Annotated in this window: 14 protein-coding genes; 8 read left to right on the top strand and 6 right to left on the bottom strand. The window is 44.3% G+C overall.

Annotated features, from left to right (window positions below; translation table 11 throughout):
* The first annotated feature begins 97 nt into the window (after window positions 1–97).
* The 5 genes from MAS10914_RS0119835 to rdgB all read left to right on the top strand — a co-directional run bounded on the left by MAS10914_RS0119835 (window position 98) and on the right by rdgB (window position 5,345).
* Window positions 98–1,246 (top strand): ParM/StbA family protein, encoded by a 1,149-nt coding sequence (locus MAS10914_RS0119835; protein ID WP_017317693.1) that lies wholly within the window; start codon window positions 98–100, stop codon window positions 1,244–1,246.
* A gap of 5 nt (window positions 1,247–1,251) precedes the next feature.
* Window positions 1,252–1,764, top strand: coding sequence for a hypothetical protein (locus MAS10914_RS0119830; protein ID WP_017317692.1), 513 nt, complete (start codon window positions 1,252–1,254; stop codon window positions 1,762–1,764).
* A gap of 378 nt (window positions 1,765–2,142) precedes the next feature.
* The gene (gene pip, locus MAS10914_RS0119825) at window positions 2,143–3,093 is read left to right on the top strand and encodes a prolyl aminopeptidase (RefSeq protein WP_017317691.1); all 951 of its coding nucleotides are present in this window, start codon (window positions 2,143–2,145) and stop codon (window positions 3,091–3,093) included.
* 136 nt (window positions 3,094–3,229) lie between these two features.
* On the top strand, window positions 3,230–4,669 hold the full coding sequence (locus MAS10914_RS0119820; protein WP_017317690.1) for a phosphoglucomutase/phosphomannomutase family protein: 1,440 nt from the start codon (window positions 3,230–3,232) through the stop codon (window positions 4,667–4,669).
* 97 nt (window positions 4,670–4,766) lie between these two features.
* The gene (gene rdgB / locus MAS10914_RS0119815; protein WP_026082682.1) at window positions 4,767–5,345 is read left to right on the top strand and encodes an RdgB/HAM1 family non-canonical purine NTP pyrophosphatase; all 579 of its coding nucleotides are present in this window, start codon (window positions 4,767–4,769) and stop codon (window positions 5,343–5,345) included.
* A 111-nt stretch (window positions 5,346–5,456) separates the two neighbouring features.
* Here rdgB and MAS10914_RS0119810 read toward each other — a convergent pair whose 3' ends face one another.
* The 5 genes from MAS10914_RS0119810 to MAS10914_RS0119790 form a co-directional block, all read right to left on the bottom strand.
* Window positions 5,457–5,795, bottom strand: coding sequence for a P-II family nitrogen regulator (locus MAS10914_RS0119810; protein WP_017317688.1), 339 nt, complete (start codon window positions 5,793–5,795; stop codon window positions 5,457–5,459).
* A 421-nt stretch (window positions 5,796–6,216) separates the two neighbouring features.
* Window positions 6,217–6,861 (bottom strand): hypothetical protein, encoded by a 645-nt coding sequence (locus MAS10914_RS0119805; RefSeq protein WP_026082681.1) that lies wholly within the window; start codon window positions 6,859–6,861, stop codon window positions 6,217–6,219.
* A gap of 272 nt (window positions 6,862–7,133) precedes the next feature.
* Window positions 7,134–7,964 carry a bifunctional hydroxymethylpyrimidine kinase/phosphomethylpyrimidine kinase gene (gene thiD, locus MAS10914_RS0119800; protein ID WP_017317686.1) on the bottom strand — a complete coding sequence of 277 codons (831 nt, stop codon included), beginning with the start codon at window positions 7,962–7,964 and terminating at the stop codon, window positions 7,134–7,136.
* A 12-nt stretch (window positions 7,965–7,976) separates the two neighbouring features.
* Window positions 7,977–9,602, bottom strand: coding sequence for a hypothetical protein (locus tag MAS10914_RS0119795; RefSeq protein WP_017317685.1), 1,626 nt, complete (start codon window positions 9,600–9,602; stop codon window positions 7,977–7,979).
* Between the two features lie 77 nt (window positions 9,603–9,679).
* Window positions 9,680–10,111, bottom strand: a complete 432-nt coding sequence (locus MAS10914_RS0119790; protein ID WP_026082680.1) for a hypothetical protein — start codon at window positions 10,109–10,111, stop codon at window positions 9,680–9,682.
* Between the two features lie 120 nt (window positions 10,112–10,231).
* On the opposite strand from MAS10914_RS0119790, the gene MAS10914_RS0119785 reads away from it, so the two are divergent.
* The gene (locus MAS10914_RS0119785; protein ID WP_017317683.1) at window positions 10,232–12,088 is read left to right on the top strand and encodes a DUF5942 domain-containing protein; all 1,857 of its coding nucleotides are present in this window, start codon (window positions 10,232–10,234) and stop codon (window positions 12,086–12,088) included.
* Window positions 12,089–12,167: 79 nt separating this feature from the next.
* Window positions 12,168–12,401, top strand: coding sequence for a hypothetical protein (locus MAS10914_RS0119780; protein ID WP_017317682.1), 234 nt, complete (start codon window positions 12,168–12,170; stop codon window positions 12,399–12,401).
* On the opposite strand, the gene MAS10914_RS0119775 is transcribed toward MAS10914_RS0119780, so the two are convergent.
* Window positions 12,394–12,714, bottom strand: coding sequence for a hypothetical protein (locus MAS10914_RS0119775; protein ID WP_017317681.1), 321 nt, complete (start codon window positions 12,712–12,714; stop codon window positions 12,394–12,396). The genes MAS10914_RS0119780 and MAS10914_RS0119775 overlap by 8 nt on opposite strands.
* A 1,538-nt stretch (window positions 12,715–14,252) precedes the next feature.
* Between MAS10914_RS0119775 and hetF the strand changes: the two genes are divergently transcribed.
* The gene (gene hetF / locus MAS10914_RS0119765) at window positions 14,253–16,826 is read left to right on the top strand and encodes a cell division protein HetF (protein ID WP_017317679.1); all 2,574 of its coding nucleotides are present in this window, start codon (window positions 14,253–14,255) and stop codon (window positions 16,824–16,826) included.
* Window positions 16,827–16,906 lie beyond the last annotated feature (80 nt).

Raw genomic sequence — 16,906 nt, 5'->3', positions numbered from 1 at the left:
GGCTACATATTGACGCAACAAGGGTTTTCTGATACACCCATTTTTGTAAGATGGGCATGATAACTTGTTAAAGCTAAGTTAAGTACTAGGAGCTTTCATGACAGACCAACCTTCCGCCGCTACCCCGATGAACGCCGCTGCTATCCCAATGAATAGAGTTTCGGCATCTACTCCAATAAATGCTGCTCCCAATCAGCCAGTTGGTAACAGTTCGGGGAAAAAGATTCTCAGTGTTGACTTAGGTAGAACTTCTACAAAAACTTGTATTAGCCGCGAGCCTAATAATGTGGCGTTCGTCTCCGCCAACGTGAAGGAAATGTCGATGGAACAGGTGCGTGGGGGTGTTTTTGAAGCCCGCGCAACCGACCCATTGATGGATCTGTGGCTGGAGTATCAAGGCAGTGGATATGCCGTTGGTCAGCTCGCAGCAGATTTTGGGGCTAATTTAGGTGTAGGTCAATCTAAGGTCGAAGACGCACTGGTAAAGGTCTTGGCTTGCGCTGGCTACTTTAAGCTCAAAGATGATATCTCAGTGATCCTCGGTCTGCCTTACCTTTCCCAAGAGCAATTTGAAAAGGAAAAAGCACAGATCATCAGCCAACTGAATGGTCCTCATGTCATGAACTTTCGCGGTGAACCCGTATCGCTAAACATTACCAAGGTTTGGGTCATGCCTGAAGGCTACGGCAGCTTGTTATGGTGTGAGGCTCAACCAAAAAAGGGGGCAGCAATGCCCGATTTTACCAAAGTATCTGTGGCAATTGTTGATATTGGACATCAAACCACGGATTGTTTGATGATTGATAACTTCCGCTTCGCCCGAGGTGCTTCTAAGAGTGAAGATTTCGGTATGAGCAAGTTTTATGAATTGGTTGCTGCCGAAATTGAGGGAGCAGATAGCCAGTCTCTGTCTCTAATTGCCGCAGTAAACCGAATCAAGGGCGATCGCTTTTACCGTCCCAGAGGTGCTAGCAAGCCTACCAATCTGGATGATTTTCTCCCCAATCTCATAGAAATGTTTTCCCGCGAAATCTGTAACCGTGTGCTAGCATGGCTACCAGAGCGCGTTACCGATGTGGTTCTGACCGGAGGAGGTGGAGAATTCTTCTGGGAAGATGTTCAACGCTTGCTTAAAGAAGCAAAAATTAACGCCCATTTAGCTTCACCCTCTCGGCAAGCAAATGCTTTGGGACAATACATTTATGGAGAGGCACAGTTATCGTCCGCTCGCTCTTCTAGGGCTTAAAACTGATGTTCCAATGGTCAAAAAAAGTAGTTAAATCGGTTACGTTCAACCCAGGGGTAGCTGACGAAAGCTTGTTAGCTCTTGTCGAAAGTCAATTGGAGAAAGATCCTGAAAAGACTTTCAGTGACCTGTGTAAAGAAGCTTTATGGCAATCTTTGTGCGTACCGGAATCTGTACGACCTACCCCGAAACCACCAGCAGCAACAGCAACACCGGGGGTGGAACAACAAATCGCTGAACTACGACGTCAGATAGCTGACCTTGAGGAACGTTTTTTTGCCAAGGAATCTCATCGGTTGGATCAGATGGAAAACCATCTGCTCCAACTGAGTCAACAAGTGGCACAGCTGGCTATGATTGTCAACCATGGATCAAGCAGTTCCCCTCCAACCCCCCAACCTGCACCAGTTCTAGAAGTCATCAATAATACTTCCACTCCTGCGAATGCTGCGGCTACTCCTCCTCAAGAGGTTGACCCAGTCATCAGCCGCATTAGTCAATTTCTGGATGATTTCTAGGGATGTTTCAGGGTGTAAAAGTGGTTCGCTGCTGTCAAACCTCCTTAATGGGAATGCCTGTTAAGGAGGTTTAATGTTTGTGTATTTTAATTGTGCAATAGCAAAAAGTTAACGTCTGCGGAAACTTATATACTTCTGTTTCCTAGACTTTACATAGAAACTCAGATGAAACTAGAGTCTCGCTCAATTTCCCCAAGGCAAACCCTTTATGAGGGCATGGCCAGGCTTGAGCGTGAGTGCGATTGCGCGTTCGCGCAATCGCCTAAAGGCTTATCGCCCTTCTGTTCAGCATAAGTCGTACGAGTTACTATCAAAAACAAACCCATCTTAATGTAATTTGATATACAATTTTCCAAGAAAGGTGCTAAAATAAAGAAAATGCAAGAACTTTACCCACCCATAGAACCTTACAAAGAAGGCAATTTAAAGGTTTCTGACCTCCATACGATTCATTTTGAAGAATCAGGCAACCCAAAGGGCAAGCCGATTGTTTTGCTACATGGAGGACCTGGTGGTGGATGTCCGCCCTTTTATCGACAATATTTCAATCCAGAAAAATGGCGTCTTGTGATGTTTGACCAACGCGGTTGTGGTAAAAGTAGACCTCATGCAGAACTGCGGGAAAACACCACTTGGGATTTGGTCAATGACATTGAAAAGCTGCGATCGCATTTAGGTATAGAAAAGTGGGTGGTATTTGGGGGCAGTTGGGGTAGTACTCTATCATTAGCCTACAGTCAAACCCATCCCTCCCGATGCAGGGGATTGATTCTACGTGGCATATTCATGTTGAGACAAAAAGAATTGCGCTGGTTCTACCAAGAGGGGGCTAGCTATATTTTTCCTGACGCTTGGGAAGAATATTTAAAACCAATTCCAACAGATGAACATGAGGATTTGCTGACAGCTTATTACAAACGTTTGACTAGTCCAGATTCACAAACTAGGTTAGAAGCAGCGCGTGCTTGGTCAATTTGGGAAGCTCGTACAAGTCGATTGTTCCCAGACACACAACTTATGCAAAAGTTTGGTGAAACTGAATTTGCAGAAGCATTTGCACGCATTGAGTGTCATTATTTTAATAATAAGGGATTTTTTGAACGAGAAAATCAATTACTTTCAAATGTTGACCGCATCCGCCACATTCCTGCTGTGATTATTCAGGGACGTTATGATGTAGTTTGTCCGATGATATCAGCATGGGAATTACATCGTGCTTGGGAGCAAGCAGAATTTGTTGTTATCCCTGATGCTGGACATTCGATGAGTGAACCAGGAATTCGCACTGCCTTAATTGAGGCAACAGATAAGTTTGCAGACTTAGAATGAGTAGGCAAAGATATTCGCTTCCTCATATGTAACTTATAGCCACCTATTACTGCTATAGTCTTTATACAAGATGTCTCTTCTACCGGGTGCCCAGTGTGAATGCTAGAATCCTCAGTTAGGAAGTTGGGATACCTCGATGCCAGTTACAGCTAATACAATCAAATTTGGTACGGACGGCTGGCGGGGCGTAATTGGCGATGAGTTCACCTTTGAGCGTGTAGCCATAGTTGCGCCACTTGCCGCAAAAGTGTTACTTGATACATACGGACAAGAAGTAGGCAACCGTAAAATAATTGTGGGACACGACCGACGCTTTATGGCAGAAGAGTTTGCCAGTAAAGTCGCCGATGTTGTCTCCGCTGCTGGATTTGATGTGCTGCTGACGGATAATTATGCCCCAACCCCAGCTTTTAGTTGGGCTGCGAAGCAACAAAATGCCTTGGGCGCACTAGTGATAACCGCTAGTCATAATCCAGGTAAATATTTGGGATTAAAAGTTAAAGGCGCTTTTGGTGGTTCCGTACCGCCAGAAGTCACCAAACAAATAGAAGAACTGTTAACTGCTGAATCTGCGCCACCTGAATCAACGCCAAACAACATACAGAAGTTTAACCCCTGGCGCAGTTATTGTGAAGCACTAGAAGGTAAAGTCAATATAGCGAAAATTCGCAATGCCCTAGCCGCAGGCAAACTCACGGTATTTGCTGATGTTATGCATGGCGCTGCTGCTGGTGGACTGGCGATGCTACTTGGCAATGAAGTCAAGGAAATCAATAGCAACCGCGACCCCTTATTTGGTGGCGGCGCACCCGAACCACTGCCTAAATACCTCTCACAGTTATTTGAGGTGATAGGTCATCATCGAGAAACCAATCCAGGAGGTTTGGCGGTGGGATTGGTTTTTGACGGGGACAGCGATCGCATTGCCGCTGTTGATGGAGAAGGTAACTTCCTCAGTTCACAAATCTTAATACCTATATTAATCGACCACTTGACCCTAAGGCGCGGCTTTCAGGGTGAAGTGGTAAAAACCGTGAGTGGTTCTGACTTAATGCCTCGCGTAGCAGCACTGCACAACCTGTCAGTGTTTGAGACACCTGTTGGTTACAAGTACATTGCTGACAGAATGTTAGAACAAAAGGTGTTGCTGGGCGGCGAAGAGTCAGGAGGAATTGGCTACGGAAGTCACATTCCTGAACGCGATGCACTTCTGTCGGCATTGTATGTACTAGAAGCGATTGTGGAATCTGGGCTGGATTTAGGTGACTATTATCGCCACTTGCAAGAACAAACAGGTTTCACTTCCGCATACGATCGCATCGATTTGCCCCTCTCCAGTATGGAAGTGCGATCGCGTCTTTTGCAACAACTGCAAACCCAACCTTTAACAGAAATAGCTGGAAAAGCAGTCATTGATTGCCAAACAATTGACGGCTATAAGTTCCGCCTAGCCGACAACAGTTGGTTAATGATTCGTTTCAGCGGTACCGAACCCGTTTTACGCCTGTACTGCGAAGCCCCGACACTCCAGCAGGTACATCAAACTCTAGCTTGGGCGAAAGATTGGGCAGAATAGTCAAGAGTTCAAAGTTCAAAATCCATAGTTCAAGTATTGACTTTTGACTTTTGACTTTTGACTTTTGACTCTTGACTTTTGACTCTTGATTAACTAAATGAGTAAATTACTTGTCGTAGCTACAGGAAATCCGGGTAAGTTGCGGGAAATGCAAGCTTACCTGGCTGACTCTGGTTGGGAATTAACCCTCAAGCCCGAAGAATTGGAAATAGAAGAAACCGGAGACACCTTTGCCGCCAATGCCTGCTTGAAAGCATCCAAAGTCGCACAAGCGACGGGAAACTGGGCAATTGCTGATGATTCTGGCTTGCAGGTAGATGCCCTTGATGGCGCACCAGGAGTGTATTCTGCACGTTATGGCAAAACCGATGGCGATCGCATCGCTAGGGTGTTGAGGGAATTGGGCGACACACCAAAACGGCAAGCGCAATTTGTTTGTGCAGTAGCGATCGCTCGTCCAGATGGTACAATTGCTTTAGAATCAGAAGGGGTTTGTCGCGGCGAAATTCTTCCTGCACCGCGTGGTGATGGTGGTTTTGGCTACGATCCAATTTTTTACGTCCCAGAAAAGCAATTGACCTTTGCTGAGATGACACCAGATTTGAAGCGTTCTGTTAGTCATCGGGGCAAGGCTTTTGCTGCTTTACTTCAAAAGTTAAAAAATGGTAGTTGGTAGTTGATAGTTGATAGTTGATAGTTGATAGTTGGTAGTTGGTAGTTGATAGTTGATAGTTGTAGTTCACTACTACCCACTAACTACTATCCACTACCCACTATCCACTAACTTCTAAACAGCTTCTGTATTCTTTTCACCAGTACGAATTCGCACAACTTGTTCAACTGGCGAGATGAAAATTTTACCATCACCAATTTCACCAGTACGAGCAGCAGCGATAATTTTATCAACTACCATATCAACCTGACTATCTTCAACAACAATTTCCACTTTCAGTTTTTGCAAAAACTCAACAGTGTACTCAGAACCGCGATAGCGTTCAGTTTGACCCTTCTGCCTTCCAAAACCCCGGACTTCAGAAACAGTCATGCCAACTATACCAGCATTGACGAGGGCAATCTTCACCTCATCAAGCTTAAAAGGGCGAATAATAGCTTCTACTTTTTTCATGTTTTGTCTCCTGACTTCTACGTTTATCTATCAAAGCAGATTCACTATCTAACGCTTTAACTAAGCTGTTACGCATCAATAGTGCATATTTACTCGTCTAGGTCGTCAACAAACAAGACTTAAAAATTAAGACTAACTCTTAATTCTGGACTACCTTAACGAAAAAAATGCAATTAAAAACGCTTATCAGCTTAACAGCGCAACCTCAAATAAATATCTACTCAAATTACCACATGACTTAACGGTAGATGCCTTGCTTATCAAATAAAAGTAAAATCAGTAAGCATTGTCTACCTTAATCATCTTTTAAGTTATGATCTGAGGTTTCTACGCTCAATTTATCATTTTTTTGTAGCCTTAATTAGCAGAAGATAAAGATAAATTGTGGTGTCTGATAGGTAGACTTGAAGAATGATTTGACTTAACGATTCTGGTGTTCAAATAAGGGGCGTACAACCAAATATCCAGCACCAAAACCTAAAACAATAATTAACAAGATAGCTATTATTAACCACCAGCCCCTAATTTGCGAAGGTTCTGATTGGCTGTCAGGATAATAGCTAACTTCCTGTTCTTCTATGAACACTGGGTCTGGAATAGAACTTGGAATTTCCATTTCTGGAAGAAAGACAGGTGTTGACGTAGACACCTGGGTGGCTTCTCTTAGACCCCCAGCGGAGGGCTTCCCTCTGGGTATATTAGGTCTTGCATAAGAGGTACGCGGATGGGAAACTTGCTCTTTAGGAGACGTTTCGGTGACAGGTCGTTTGGTTTCAGTTCTATAATCACCTGAAGATTGGGAAGTCTGGTGAAAACTCACCTTTGCTTGTGAATCAACCAACTTTTGCAAGCGCAAAACAGACTCAATAGCTTTAGCAATTTCTTGCCGCAGTAAATGATTCTCTTGCACTAGTTGTTGATTTTGACCGTTGAGAGCATCTAACTTTGTTTGGACAGCTTGCAACTCTGCTGCCAATTCTCCATACACAGAGAGCGGCACAGAGGGAGAATAAGCTTGTGTATGAGGTGGTGTACTGTTGTGAACAGAACCTGAGGTTGTTCGCATTGGTGGATTGGCATCATTGAACGTAATTAAACGAAGCGGATTTGCTATCAAAGACAGTTAGCCGCTGAAACTATGCCCCAGAATAATGGAAAATTGTCCATAGGGCAAAGATTATTAATTTACAATTTAGGGTAAAAAGATACAAGTAAATCAAAAGGAAAATATATATTCCTAGGGTATGAGGTTGACTAGGGGTGTAGGTAGAAAAGGAGTTTAGGATATTCTGCAACTTCTGTAACTCCTCAATGACTCTGTTATACCCTTGCACATGGCTACGCCGTTACTTTAATTAATAGTGGAAAGAAGTGTCCCACTGGACCTTGCCCTTTACCAATATCTAGGGAGTGGGAGAGTGCAGAAGTGACATAATCTTTTGCCTTTCGCACTGCTGTAAGCAAGTCGTTTCCAAGTGCAAGATGAGCAGCGATCGCCGCTGAGAGGGTACAACCAGTACCATGAGAATTTTTTGTATCTATATGTTTTGTTGTCAAAGTTTCCATCTTATGACCATCGAACCAGATATCAACACCACGCAAACTCCCCTGCAGACCTCCCCCCTTCACTAAAACAACCTTTGCCCGTGTATTTTGATGAATGATTTGAGCAGCTGCTCTCATATCATCTAAGGAGTGAATTGGTAAACCGCTCAAAATTTGGGCTTCGTGGCGATTTGGTGTAATGATAGCAGCCTTGGGGATTAAGACATGGCGAAGAGTTTTCACGGCGTCATCATCAATCAATTGCGCCCCCGTGCGGGATACCATAACTGGATCAACCACTAGGTTGTGAATTTGTAAAGCTTCTACCTGTTGAGCAACAGCGGCTATGATTTCCTTATTGAGCAACATTCCTGTTTTTGCCGCTTGCACGCCGATATCTTCATAGATAGCACGAATTTGCGCCACCACAGCCTCTGGTGGCATAGCATCAACCCGCATAACGCCCAAAGTATTTTGTGCTGTGACGCAGGTTATAGCGCTTGTACCGTGGACGCAATGAAAGGCAAAGGTGCGTAAATCGGCTTGAATACCTGCACCGCCACCGCTATCAGATCCAGCGATAGTCAAAGCAACGGGTACTTTGGGTGTTGTTTCAGCGTTCATAGGTAAAGACTGTTAAGGAGATTGTAGTTGTTTGGCGAGTGCCTTTAAAGGATCCGGTTGCGGATTTGGAGAGGGTTTTTGGGGCAGAACCGTTAAGTAAGGATTGAGTTGAGTTTCATCAACCCAACCAGAGGCATATTTTACCTTGGTAGATTTTGGGGAAATATTCAGTAACTCAAGGTCGCCACGTATCGCATTCATATTTGGTGGAGAGTTCCCTTCAACGCGGTTGGAACCAATCCCTCGCGGACTAATTCCAAAGGCATCTATCACAACTTCATCAAATCCTCGCACAAAGCGTTCTCCATTCCAATGCCACTCAAAACCAGACCATTCAACAGGCAGTTTTCCTGGAGGCAAAGAAGTTGGAAACTTATAAAGACTTGCTCCTTCATCCAAAGTCACCACGAAGCCTTGAGGATATCTCACCTCGTAGCGTCCCTTGCGAGTTTGGTAATCCAGAGGACTCCACCACAAAACTTCCACAGTTTCGCCACTTTTAGTAGGAGATAGCTTGGCAGCAGAAGTTGTATTGGTCAATTCACTGTAGAGAGGTAATCCCTCTGATGGTAGTTTAGCCATTGCCGCAAACCGCCAGCAAGACCAATTTTTAGGATTATCAGCAGCTTGCCAATTGACTTGACAAACGCCGTTGGCGGTACCTACCCACAGCTTATCGTTTTCCAACCTAAGTTTGTCAGGAATTGCTCCAACAATCGGACTATTGTAGACAGTGTAGGCTCTTAAAGAGCCTGAATTAGGATTTTGTGGAGCAAGACGGTAAGCAACCAATCCTTTAGCACCGATATAGGGAGTGCCTTCTGCACTTCTATTCGTACCCATCCAAAATGTAGGACTGTTCGCATCTCCAGTGATGGCTAAATCAGTAATTTGTTGTGACCAAAGCGCCTGTGGTTGAACTACGGTAAATTTATTGTTTTGCGGTTCATAACCGACAATCGTGCCGATACCATTGTTGCCTTCGCCTTGCTCAAAAGCAACTGACCACCAGATGCGATTTTTATGAATGACAGCAGCTGTAATGCGGGGAAAACCCAGTTGACTTCCAATCGCAGAATACCCCTGCTTTACCGCTATTTGCTGCAAATCCTTAAGAGTGTATAACGTTTGTCGCTGGGGTTCTTTACTATTAGGAGTAGGAGGAAGGAGTTCAAATACAACTTTGTCTTTTACTGGATCTGAGACATTTGGTCTTGTTAAATTACCGTTTGCTCCTCTAGAAAACTTCGGTTCTATAACAACGCGATATTTATAAGTTTTTCCTTGAAAATCGATAGTTTTATATTTAGGATTATCTTGTTGTTGTGGCGTCTGAAAATTCTTGGATAGAGTTCCTGGTTGCACCATCCAAGTGTTGTTGCCTCGGCAAAAGACAAAATCATGCTTTAACGTTTGAAACTTTAATGTATCGGTATCTGCTACAATGTTGTGAATGTGAAAATTAAATCTGTCATAAAAGCTTTCCTTTTCATTTAATACAGGTAAGGAGACGACGGTATCTTGTGGACAGTTTTCTACTTTAGACTTGACACCATTAGCTGCTTGTAAAGAACCATCGACGGTTGAAGTGCAGGCATTGAGCAGCAAAACAGTACTGATGGGAATAATTCGTTTCATAAATCAAAGTCTTATAGTCAATAGTCATTAGTGCATTACCTGTAGACTAATAACTATTAATTCCTGACGATGAACGACTAATTTTGTTCCGAATGCAAGCGTTGTAATTCCCTTTGCAAATACTTGCCCCATTCTGCTGCTAAAGGAATTTCTGTAAAAGGAACTCGCACTGTTTTATTAGGTTCAGGAAACAGAAATTCCAACTCAATAGTACGACCTGTCTGGGGAGGCTTTTCTATCTCTACTTGTTTGTCATCTACTAAAAGGTGAATTTGTTGGACATCAAGCAAAGAAAATGTTTCTAACTTGATTGGACCTTTTGGCGTTGGTTTGCCCCAGGTGATAGTGTTGCCTTTTTGACCCAAGACTGCATAGATATCGTACTTAGCGCGTTCAAATTGCTCTGCCCAAGTGCGATATGCCTCAATTTTTTGATACTCCTTGGAGCCTTGCCAAGCCAACCAAAAAAATGCAAATAACAGGGGTAACCATAAAAGACCGCGTTCCATTGTTGAAAAAGTGTCCTGAATTTTGTGTAAAAGTTGTAAGTTTACTGCTAAACGCACCAACAAGGGGCGTGCATGAGTTATCGTAGTGAGCAAACTGGCAAAAAGCGGTAATGGTTTGAGATGAGAAAGGTAATATTATTTTGCTTATTTGTCATCGGGCTGGGTGTTGCTCTGTTTAATTTTATTAATTTTCAGGGACTAACAGCTAAAGGGGAATTTGAGACAATAGTGCTAAATTTTCGGGAAGATATTCCTAAAGAGGTATTGCAGCAGGATCTGCAAGCTATTGCCCAACAGTACAACGTCACTCCCCAATTAGATAACAAATTTTCTTCCAAGGAGAATGTTTATATCATCAAGGGCGATAAACAGCGACTCAAAGAACTGAAAAAGTCGCCATTCGCCCAAGCAATGGATTTTATTGAGCCAAATTATATCTACAAGATTCCAAAACCAGGTCAAGTTGCTTGGCTTGGAGAATTATTGCAGCCTTCACAAGAGGCAGACGAAGCGAAACCTGCATTAAAAGGTCCCAACGACCCAATGTACAGCAAGCAGTGGAATCTGCACAATATCAATATTGAAGGCGCGTGGACTCAAACGAAAGGCAAAGACATTACAGTTGCGGTCATTGATACTGGTATTACCCGCGTCCGTGACTTAGTAGAGACAGAATTTGTCCCTGGCTATGACTTTGTCAACGACACAGTAGAAGCTGACGACGACAACGGACACGGTACCCACGTTGCTGGTACTATTGCCCAATCCACCAACAACGGCTATGGCGTAGCGGGTATTGCCTACGAAGCCAAGCTGATGCCTCTCAAGGTACTGAGTGACTATGGCGGCGGGACTGTTGCCGATATTGCCGAAGCGATTAAGTTTGCTGCTGATAATGGCGCAGATGTCATTAATATGAGCTTGGGCGGTGGCGGTGAAAGCCAGCTAATGAAAGACGCGATTGAATATGCCCATAACAAAGGTGTCGTCGTCATTGCTGCTGCTGGTAATGAAAATCAAAATTCTGCTGCTTATCCAGCGCGTTATCCCCACGTTATCGGCGTTGCGGCATTGGGTCCAGATGGGGAAAAAGCGCCCTATTCTAACTTTGGTGCCGGAGTGGATATCTCCGCCCCTGGTGGCAGTGATGCAGGCAAGATTCTGCAAGAAACCATAGATCCCGAAAACAAGGGTGTAGGCGTGTTTATGGGCTTCCAAGGTACAAGCATGGCAGCGCCTCACGTTGCTGGTGTTGCCGCATTGGTCAAAGCCTCTGGCGTGAATAACCCAGATGAAATCCTCGAAGTCCTCAAGCAATCGGCACGAACTGTTCAGGATGACGGTTTGAACTATTACGGCGCTGGACTACTGAATGCAGACGCAGCAGTGCAACGTGCTACCCAAGGTCAAATCAGTTTCCAAGATTTCTTCCGCTGGTTACGGGATAACGGCTATCTCAACCCCCGCTTTTGGATTGATGGCGGTGCAGTGGCGCTGTTGCCCAAAATTTTGATGGTTCTTGGTTCCTATCTCCTCGCTTGGTTTTTACGGGTTTACTTCCCGTTCCAATGGGGTTGGACTTTATCCTGGGGTTTAATTGCTGGTAGTTCAGGATTATTCCCCCTCAAGGGAATCTATATCTTTGACCTTCCCCAATGGCCCTTCCGCTTGTTGGGCAGTTCTATTCCTGAATTAGGTAACACCCTTCAAGGAACAAATGCTTTTAATCCGCTGTTTGCCAGTGTGCTGATTCCCTTAGTCTTAATGGCGTTGTTGTTGGGACATTCTCGATGGAAGTGGTTTGCCATTGGTTCATCCCTAGGTGTAGCAGCCTGTTTAGCAGTGAGTGCGGTATCAGACCCAGCAGTTTGGGGATTGGGTAGTGGTATCCCATCTCGCCTCTTCCTCATCGTTAATGCCCTGCTGTGTATCGGTTTAGCTCGTTTAGCAGTCAAAAACGAAGAACAACCAGCCTAAAGTTAGTTGTTAGGAGTTAGTAGTTAGTTGTAAAAAAATACCACTAACTACTAACCACTACCCTACCTCAGAAATAATTATGAGCATCACAGTTACAGGTACTGTTGAACGTCGTGACATTGGTACTGGCGCTTGGGCGCTAGTTACTGATGATGGTGTGACCTATGAAATCTCTAAAGGGTCTGACAAAAGCTTACTCAAACAAGGACAAAAAGCAAAAGTCACTGGACAGGTGCGTGAAGATGTTATGACTCTTGCTATGATTGGTCCAGTGCTAGAAGTAAAATCATTTGAAGTGATTGGCTCTAGTTAGACGCTGCTGAATTCAGAACTTCTTGCAGACGACTTCTAAAGTCCCCTTTAGGATGACCACCTTTGACCTCACCTAAAATCTGAAATTCTCCTTCTGGAGAATCACAAACAATGTAGGTGGGCCATCCCATTTGTGATTTATCAGGATACTGAGTCAGCAGGATCGTGCGATACTTACGGTATGTTGCCGTATCCTGCATTTTCACGTCAATAAATTGCAAACCCAGTTCCTCTGCTACCTTTTTGTCGTAAAAAGACATTTTGTGGCAGATGCCACAGTCTTCTGAAGAAAACTTAATGACAGCTAAATTCATTGATTTACAGATCTCTAGCTACTAGCACCAGCTTTTACCATAGATAAAAAGATACCAATATAACCATAGAGAAGTTATGGAAAAAATATTAAGAATTGCAGACCTTAGAGATTATTGTGAAAATTAAAGATTAAATTTTAGTAGGGTGCGTGATAGCCTTTTTATATGCTATTAATTACTCATTACTTAACTTGGAACCCTGTCCCACAAGATCTTATACAATGCGTTATACTGCTTTAACGCACCTATTTTCGAGATTTTTCTTCGACCTCTTTAGAATTTCCAGAAGAAAAATCTCTTACGATCTGGTAGCCAACCAGGGGAGTGAGTTATCAGGGTGCATCTACCAATTCTCTGTTCTAGAGTTAACTAGGGTGTTCCGGACAAATTCGCCAAAACTAGGCTGATGTTTGTGAAAAAAAATCCCCAAGCAGCTGGTAGCCGACCAGGGGAGTGAGTTATCAGGGTGCATCTACCAATTCTTTGTTCTAGAGTTAACTAGGGTGTTCCGGACAAATTCGCCAAAACTAGGCTATGTTTGTATAAAAAATTAAAAAAAATCCCCAAGCAGCTGGTAAGCCGACCAGGGGAGTGAGTTATCAGGGTGCATCTACCAATTCTTTGTTCTAGAGTTAACTAGGGTGTTCCGGACAAATTCGCCAAAACTAGGCTGATGTTTGTATAAAAAATTAAAAAAAATCCCCAAGCAGCTGGTAAGCCGACCAGGGGAGTGAGTTATCAGGGTGCATCTACCAATTCTTTGTTCTAGAGTTAACTAGGGTGTTCCGGACAAATTCGCGAAAATCGGGGTTGGGGTTATAGTTGTGTCAGCAGTCAAAAAAATCCCCCAAGCAGCTGGTAGACGACCAGGGGAGTGAGTTATCAGAGCGTATCTACCAATTCTCTGGTTTAGAGATAACTACCCTATTGCGGATAGTTTTGCCTGTATCAGAAATAGTTGCGATTTGTAAACTACAGGAAAAAACTTAGAGGGTGTTAACACAGGGGGAGTAGATTATCAAGAGAGCATTAATTTGGGTGTAGGGGTGTAGGAGAATTATTTTCCTTGACACCTTTACCCTTGTACCGCGAAGGTAAGCTTTAAACCAGTAAGACAAAAAAACTCCCAGAAGGTGTTAGCCTACATGGGAGTTGAAGATCAAGGTGCATCTACCACTAAGAATGTTCTGGGCGAAACGAACAAGATCCGGATAAAGTTATGAAAGGCGATTGAATTGCCGAATTCAAAATTCCATGAAGATCTCAACCTATGGGATGTAGTTTTATGAAGAATTTTTTCTGTGACGATACCCCAGATGATCAGGCTTTTAACCCAGACTCATAATCCAGTTGTACACAATACAGCATGAATTCTGAGTCGCGGGTTATGAGTTCTTACAGGTAAAAGGTGATGAGCAAAACAACGTGAAGTGCGAAACATTCAGTAGCAGGATGCATCTAAGGTATCAGAAGAAGCAAAACATCGACTTGAAACTTTTGCGTTTCAAACCAGATTTAGGAGGCAAACAGGAGCAGTTGTGACCCAGGAATTTCACATTTCCGTAACCCCAGTAGGGCAAAATGACTACTTGGTGCGGACGGAACAAGTCGCGCCTGGGGTGCCATTGGCAGAAGAACTGGTGACTTGGCCTGTAGCTGATTGGTTGACAGCTGCGGGGCATTTGATGAATGACCCGTTGAAGTCGGTACTACAGGGAGATGCAATTGCAAGAAACTCCGTCAACTTAGTGGCGTTGGGTCAGCAACTTTATAACGCACTGTTTCAAGGCACTCTCAGAGATAGTTGGATTACAGCGCAAGGGATAGCCCAAAACCACCAACAGGTGTTGCGTTTGCGCTTGGGGCTGAAAGACACAAGGCTAGCGCGTCTACCTTGGGAAGTGATGCATGCAGGCGATCGCCCCATTGCTACAGGACCGCATATCGCTTTTTCTCGCTACCAAAGTGGTATTGGCGGAGCGTCTCGTTTGCCTTCGACAAGTATGCCAATACCATCGGAGGAAGGTCGGATAAAAGTATTGATGGCGATCGCTTCTCCCACGGATCTCGTACGCCTGGATCTCCTCAAACAAGAAGCCATCAAACTCCAAGCTGAACTTCACCGTGGTGCAGAAGGTGGCAATTATCTCCCACAGATAGAACTGACCCTACTAGAGCAACCAGGGCGGGAAGAATTAACACAAGCCTTAGAACAAGGAAGATACCACGTTCTGCACTACTCCGGGCACAGTAATATAGGTTCAAACGGCGGGGAAATTTATCTTGTCAGTAACAGAACTGGCTTAAGGGAAACCCTAGGTGGTGACGACCTGGCAGGCTTGCTGGTCAACAATAACATCCAGATGGCAGTATTTAACTCCTGCTTGGGAACATATGCAGCTACCTCCTTTGACCCCATAGGAGACACAGGCGAACGCAATTTGACAGAAAGCTTGGTGAAGCGGGGCATAAGAAGTGTTTTGGCAATGTCAGAACGCATTCCCGATGAAGTAGCGCTACTGCTTACACAATTGTTTTACCGCAACCTTTCACAAGGATATCCTGTGGATTTGTGCGTGAGTCGGATGCGCCAAGGATTGATCGCTGCTTATAGTTCTCACCAGTTGTATTGGGCATTACCGATTTTATATCTCCAGCCAGAATTTGACGGCTATCTCAGCCCAGGAATTTTCTTACCCCAAGATGAAGAATTATTTAACGAGTATAATTCCTCCTTAAAGACAACAGCAACAATTTACTCAGATGCAGCAAATGACGCCGAAATGTCATTAGGCATTGAGGATATGTTACCCTCAACTTTGGCAAGGGACTCATTTGATTTAGACTTGCTGGGTGAAGAAACCTGGGGAGACCTCGTTGATGAAATTGAGTACGATGACCCATCCTATGCAGAGGATTCAGCAATTGTTTCGGATCTATTCCGCCAGCTAGATAGACAAAAAGCAACATCCGAGCAATCTTCCATGAAGGCTGAACTTGTGCAAGAGTTTGGGGAAGATGGCCTTGAAGAAACAGAAGTTTCAGGTGAGATAGCTTCGCTGGAAAACGATGTGGGGATGTGGGAAGAAGTTCGCGCAGCAGCTTCCTATGGTAGGCAGCTTGGCGGGTCGCGTCGCGAACTACCCTCCAGCGAAGTAATTCGTCAGGAGAGTGATAACTTACAACGAGGTTGGGAAAACACCAATTTCTCGTCTTTAGCTCACGCTACCACCACTCCATCGCAAACAGCCGAGGCAAAACGACGCAAAAGACGCAAATTATTAGGTATTGTTGGCGCTGTGGGAGTGAGTGCGATCACAGCCTTTGTAGGCTTTAATTGGGGGTCGCAGAATCAACAGATGTCAAAGGTGGCTGAGAGACCGCAAATTCCTACTCAGTCTCAACAACCAAGCGCAAGCAGCCCACAACTCAATCTTAAAATGGCTGACACCGGAGTTGTCACGGCGATCGCCACCGAAAAATTAAGCCAGGGTGACTTGCAAGCAGGGCTTGAGGCTGTGGAAGAACTACTCAACCGTAATGTACTTCCTAACGCTGAAGCTGCCTTAAACGTTGTTCCCCAAAACTTGGCAGACAATCCATCTGTCTACTTTTTCAAAGGGCGATTGGCGTGGCAATCTATCCAGACGGGAGACAACAAATACAGCGTTGATGATGCCCGCCGTTACTGGGAAAGTGCAGTCAAAGCCAAACCAGACTCGCTTTTATATACAAACGCTTTAGGGTTTGCCTACTACGCACAAGGTAATCTCAACCGGGCAAATGACTCTTGGTTCAAAGCCTTAAGTCTAGCAGTCAGAGAGCAAAATACATCTGCTGCTTCTCCTACATCATTTTCTCCCTCAAAACCAGTGCCTCGGGATGCTTTAACAGCTTACGCGGGGTTAGCCCTTAGCTTATATAAAGCCGCACATACTCAACCAGAAGTAAAACGAGAGCGATATTTGAATGAAGCAATCAAGCTGCGTCAAATGGTCATAAAAGACGATCCAGTCAATTTTGAGATGAGGGAATTGGGGAAAAATTGGCTGTGGACGGAAAAGACTTTACACGATTGGAAAGCACTCCTGCGTCTAAAAAGTCAGCGTTAATTATGGGCAGACAAGATGTCCACCCGGCACGAACTGTATTGAATGCAAGTGCAAACTACCATAATCATTCGCCTTCATCT

Source organism: Mastigocladopsis repens PCC 10914 (assembly GCF_000315565.1).
In the GTDB taxonomy this organism is placed as follows: domain Bacteria; phylum Cyanobacteriota; class Cyanobacteriia; order Cyanobacteriales; family Nostocaceae; genus Mastigocladopsis; species Mastigocladopsis repens.
The sequence above is the reverse complement of the archived record's forward strand: the minus strand, read 5'-3'. Positions and strand labels throughout refer to the sequence as shown.

Coding starts and splice junctions, on each gene's coding strand:
- thiD (WP_017317686.1), bottom strand. CDS start 7,964: ATGAACGCTGAAACAACACCCAAAGTACCCGTTGCTTTGACTATCGCT.
- MAS10914_RS0119805 (WP_026082681.1), bottom strand. CDS start 6,861: ATGCGAACAACCTCAGGTTCTGTTCACAACAGTACACCACCTCATACA.
- MAS10914_RS0119835 (WP_017317693.1), top strand. CDS start 98: ATGACAGACCAACCTTCCGCCGCTACCCCGATGAACGCCGCTGCTATC.
- MAS10914_RS0119810 (WP_017317688.1), bottom strand. CDS start 5,795: ATGAAAAAAGTAGAAGCTATTATTCGCCCTTTTAAGCTTGATGAGGTG.
- pip (WP_017317691.1), top strand. CDS start 2,143: ATGCAAGAACTTTACCCACCCATAGAACCTTACAAAGAAGGCAATTTA.
- MAS10914_RS0119785 (WP_017317683.1), top strand. CDS start 10,232: ATGAGAAAGGTAATATTATTTTGCTTATTTGTCATCGGGCTGGGTGTT.
- rdgB (WP_026082682.1), top strand. CDS start 4,767: ATGAGTAAATTACTTGTCGTAGCTACAGGAAATCCGGGTAAGTTGCGG.
- MAS10914_RS0119780 (WP_017317682.1), top strand. CDS start 12,168: ATGAGCATCACAGTTACAGGTACTGTTGAACGTCGTGACATTGGTACT.
- MAS10914_RS0119795 (WP_017317685.1), bottom strand. CDS start 9,602: ATGAAACGAATTATTCCCATCAGTACTGTTTTGCTGCTCAATGCCTGC.
- MAS10914_RS0119775 (WP_017317681.1), bottom strand. CDS start 12,714: ATGAATTTAGCTGTCATTAAGTTTTCTTCAGAAGACTGTGGCATCTGC.
- MAS10914_RS0119820 (WP_017317690.1), top strand. CDS start 3,230: ATGCCAGTTACAGCTAATACAATCAAATTTGGTACGGACGGCTGGCGG.
- MAS10914_RS0119790 (WP_026082680.1), bottom strand. CDS start 10,111: ATGGAACGCGGTCTTTTATGGTTACCCCTGTTATTTGCATTTTTTTGG.
- MAS10914_RS0119830 (WP_017317692.1), top strand. CDS start 1,252: ATGTTCCAATGGTCAAAAAAAGTAGTTAAATCGGTTACGTTCAACCCA.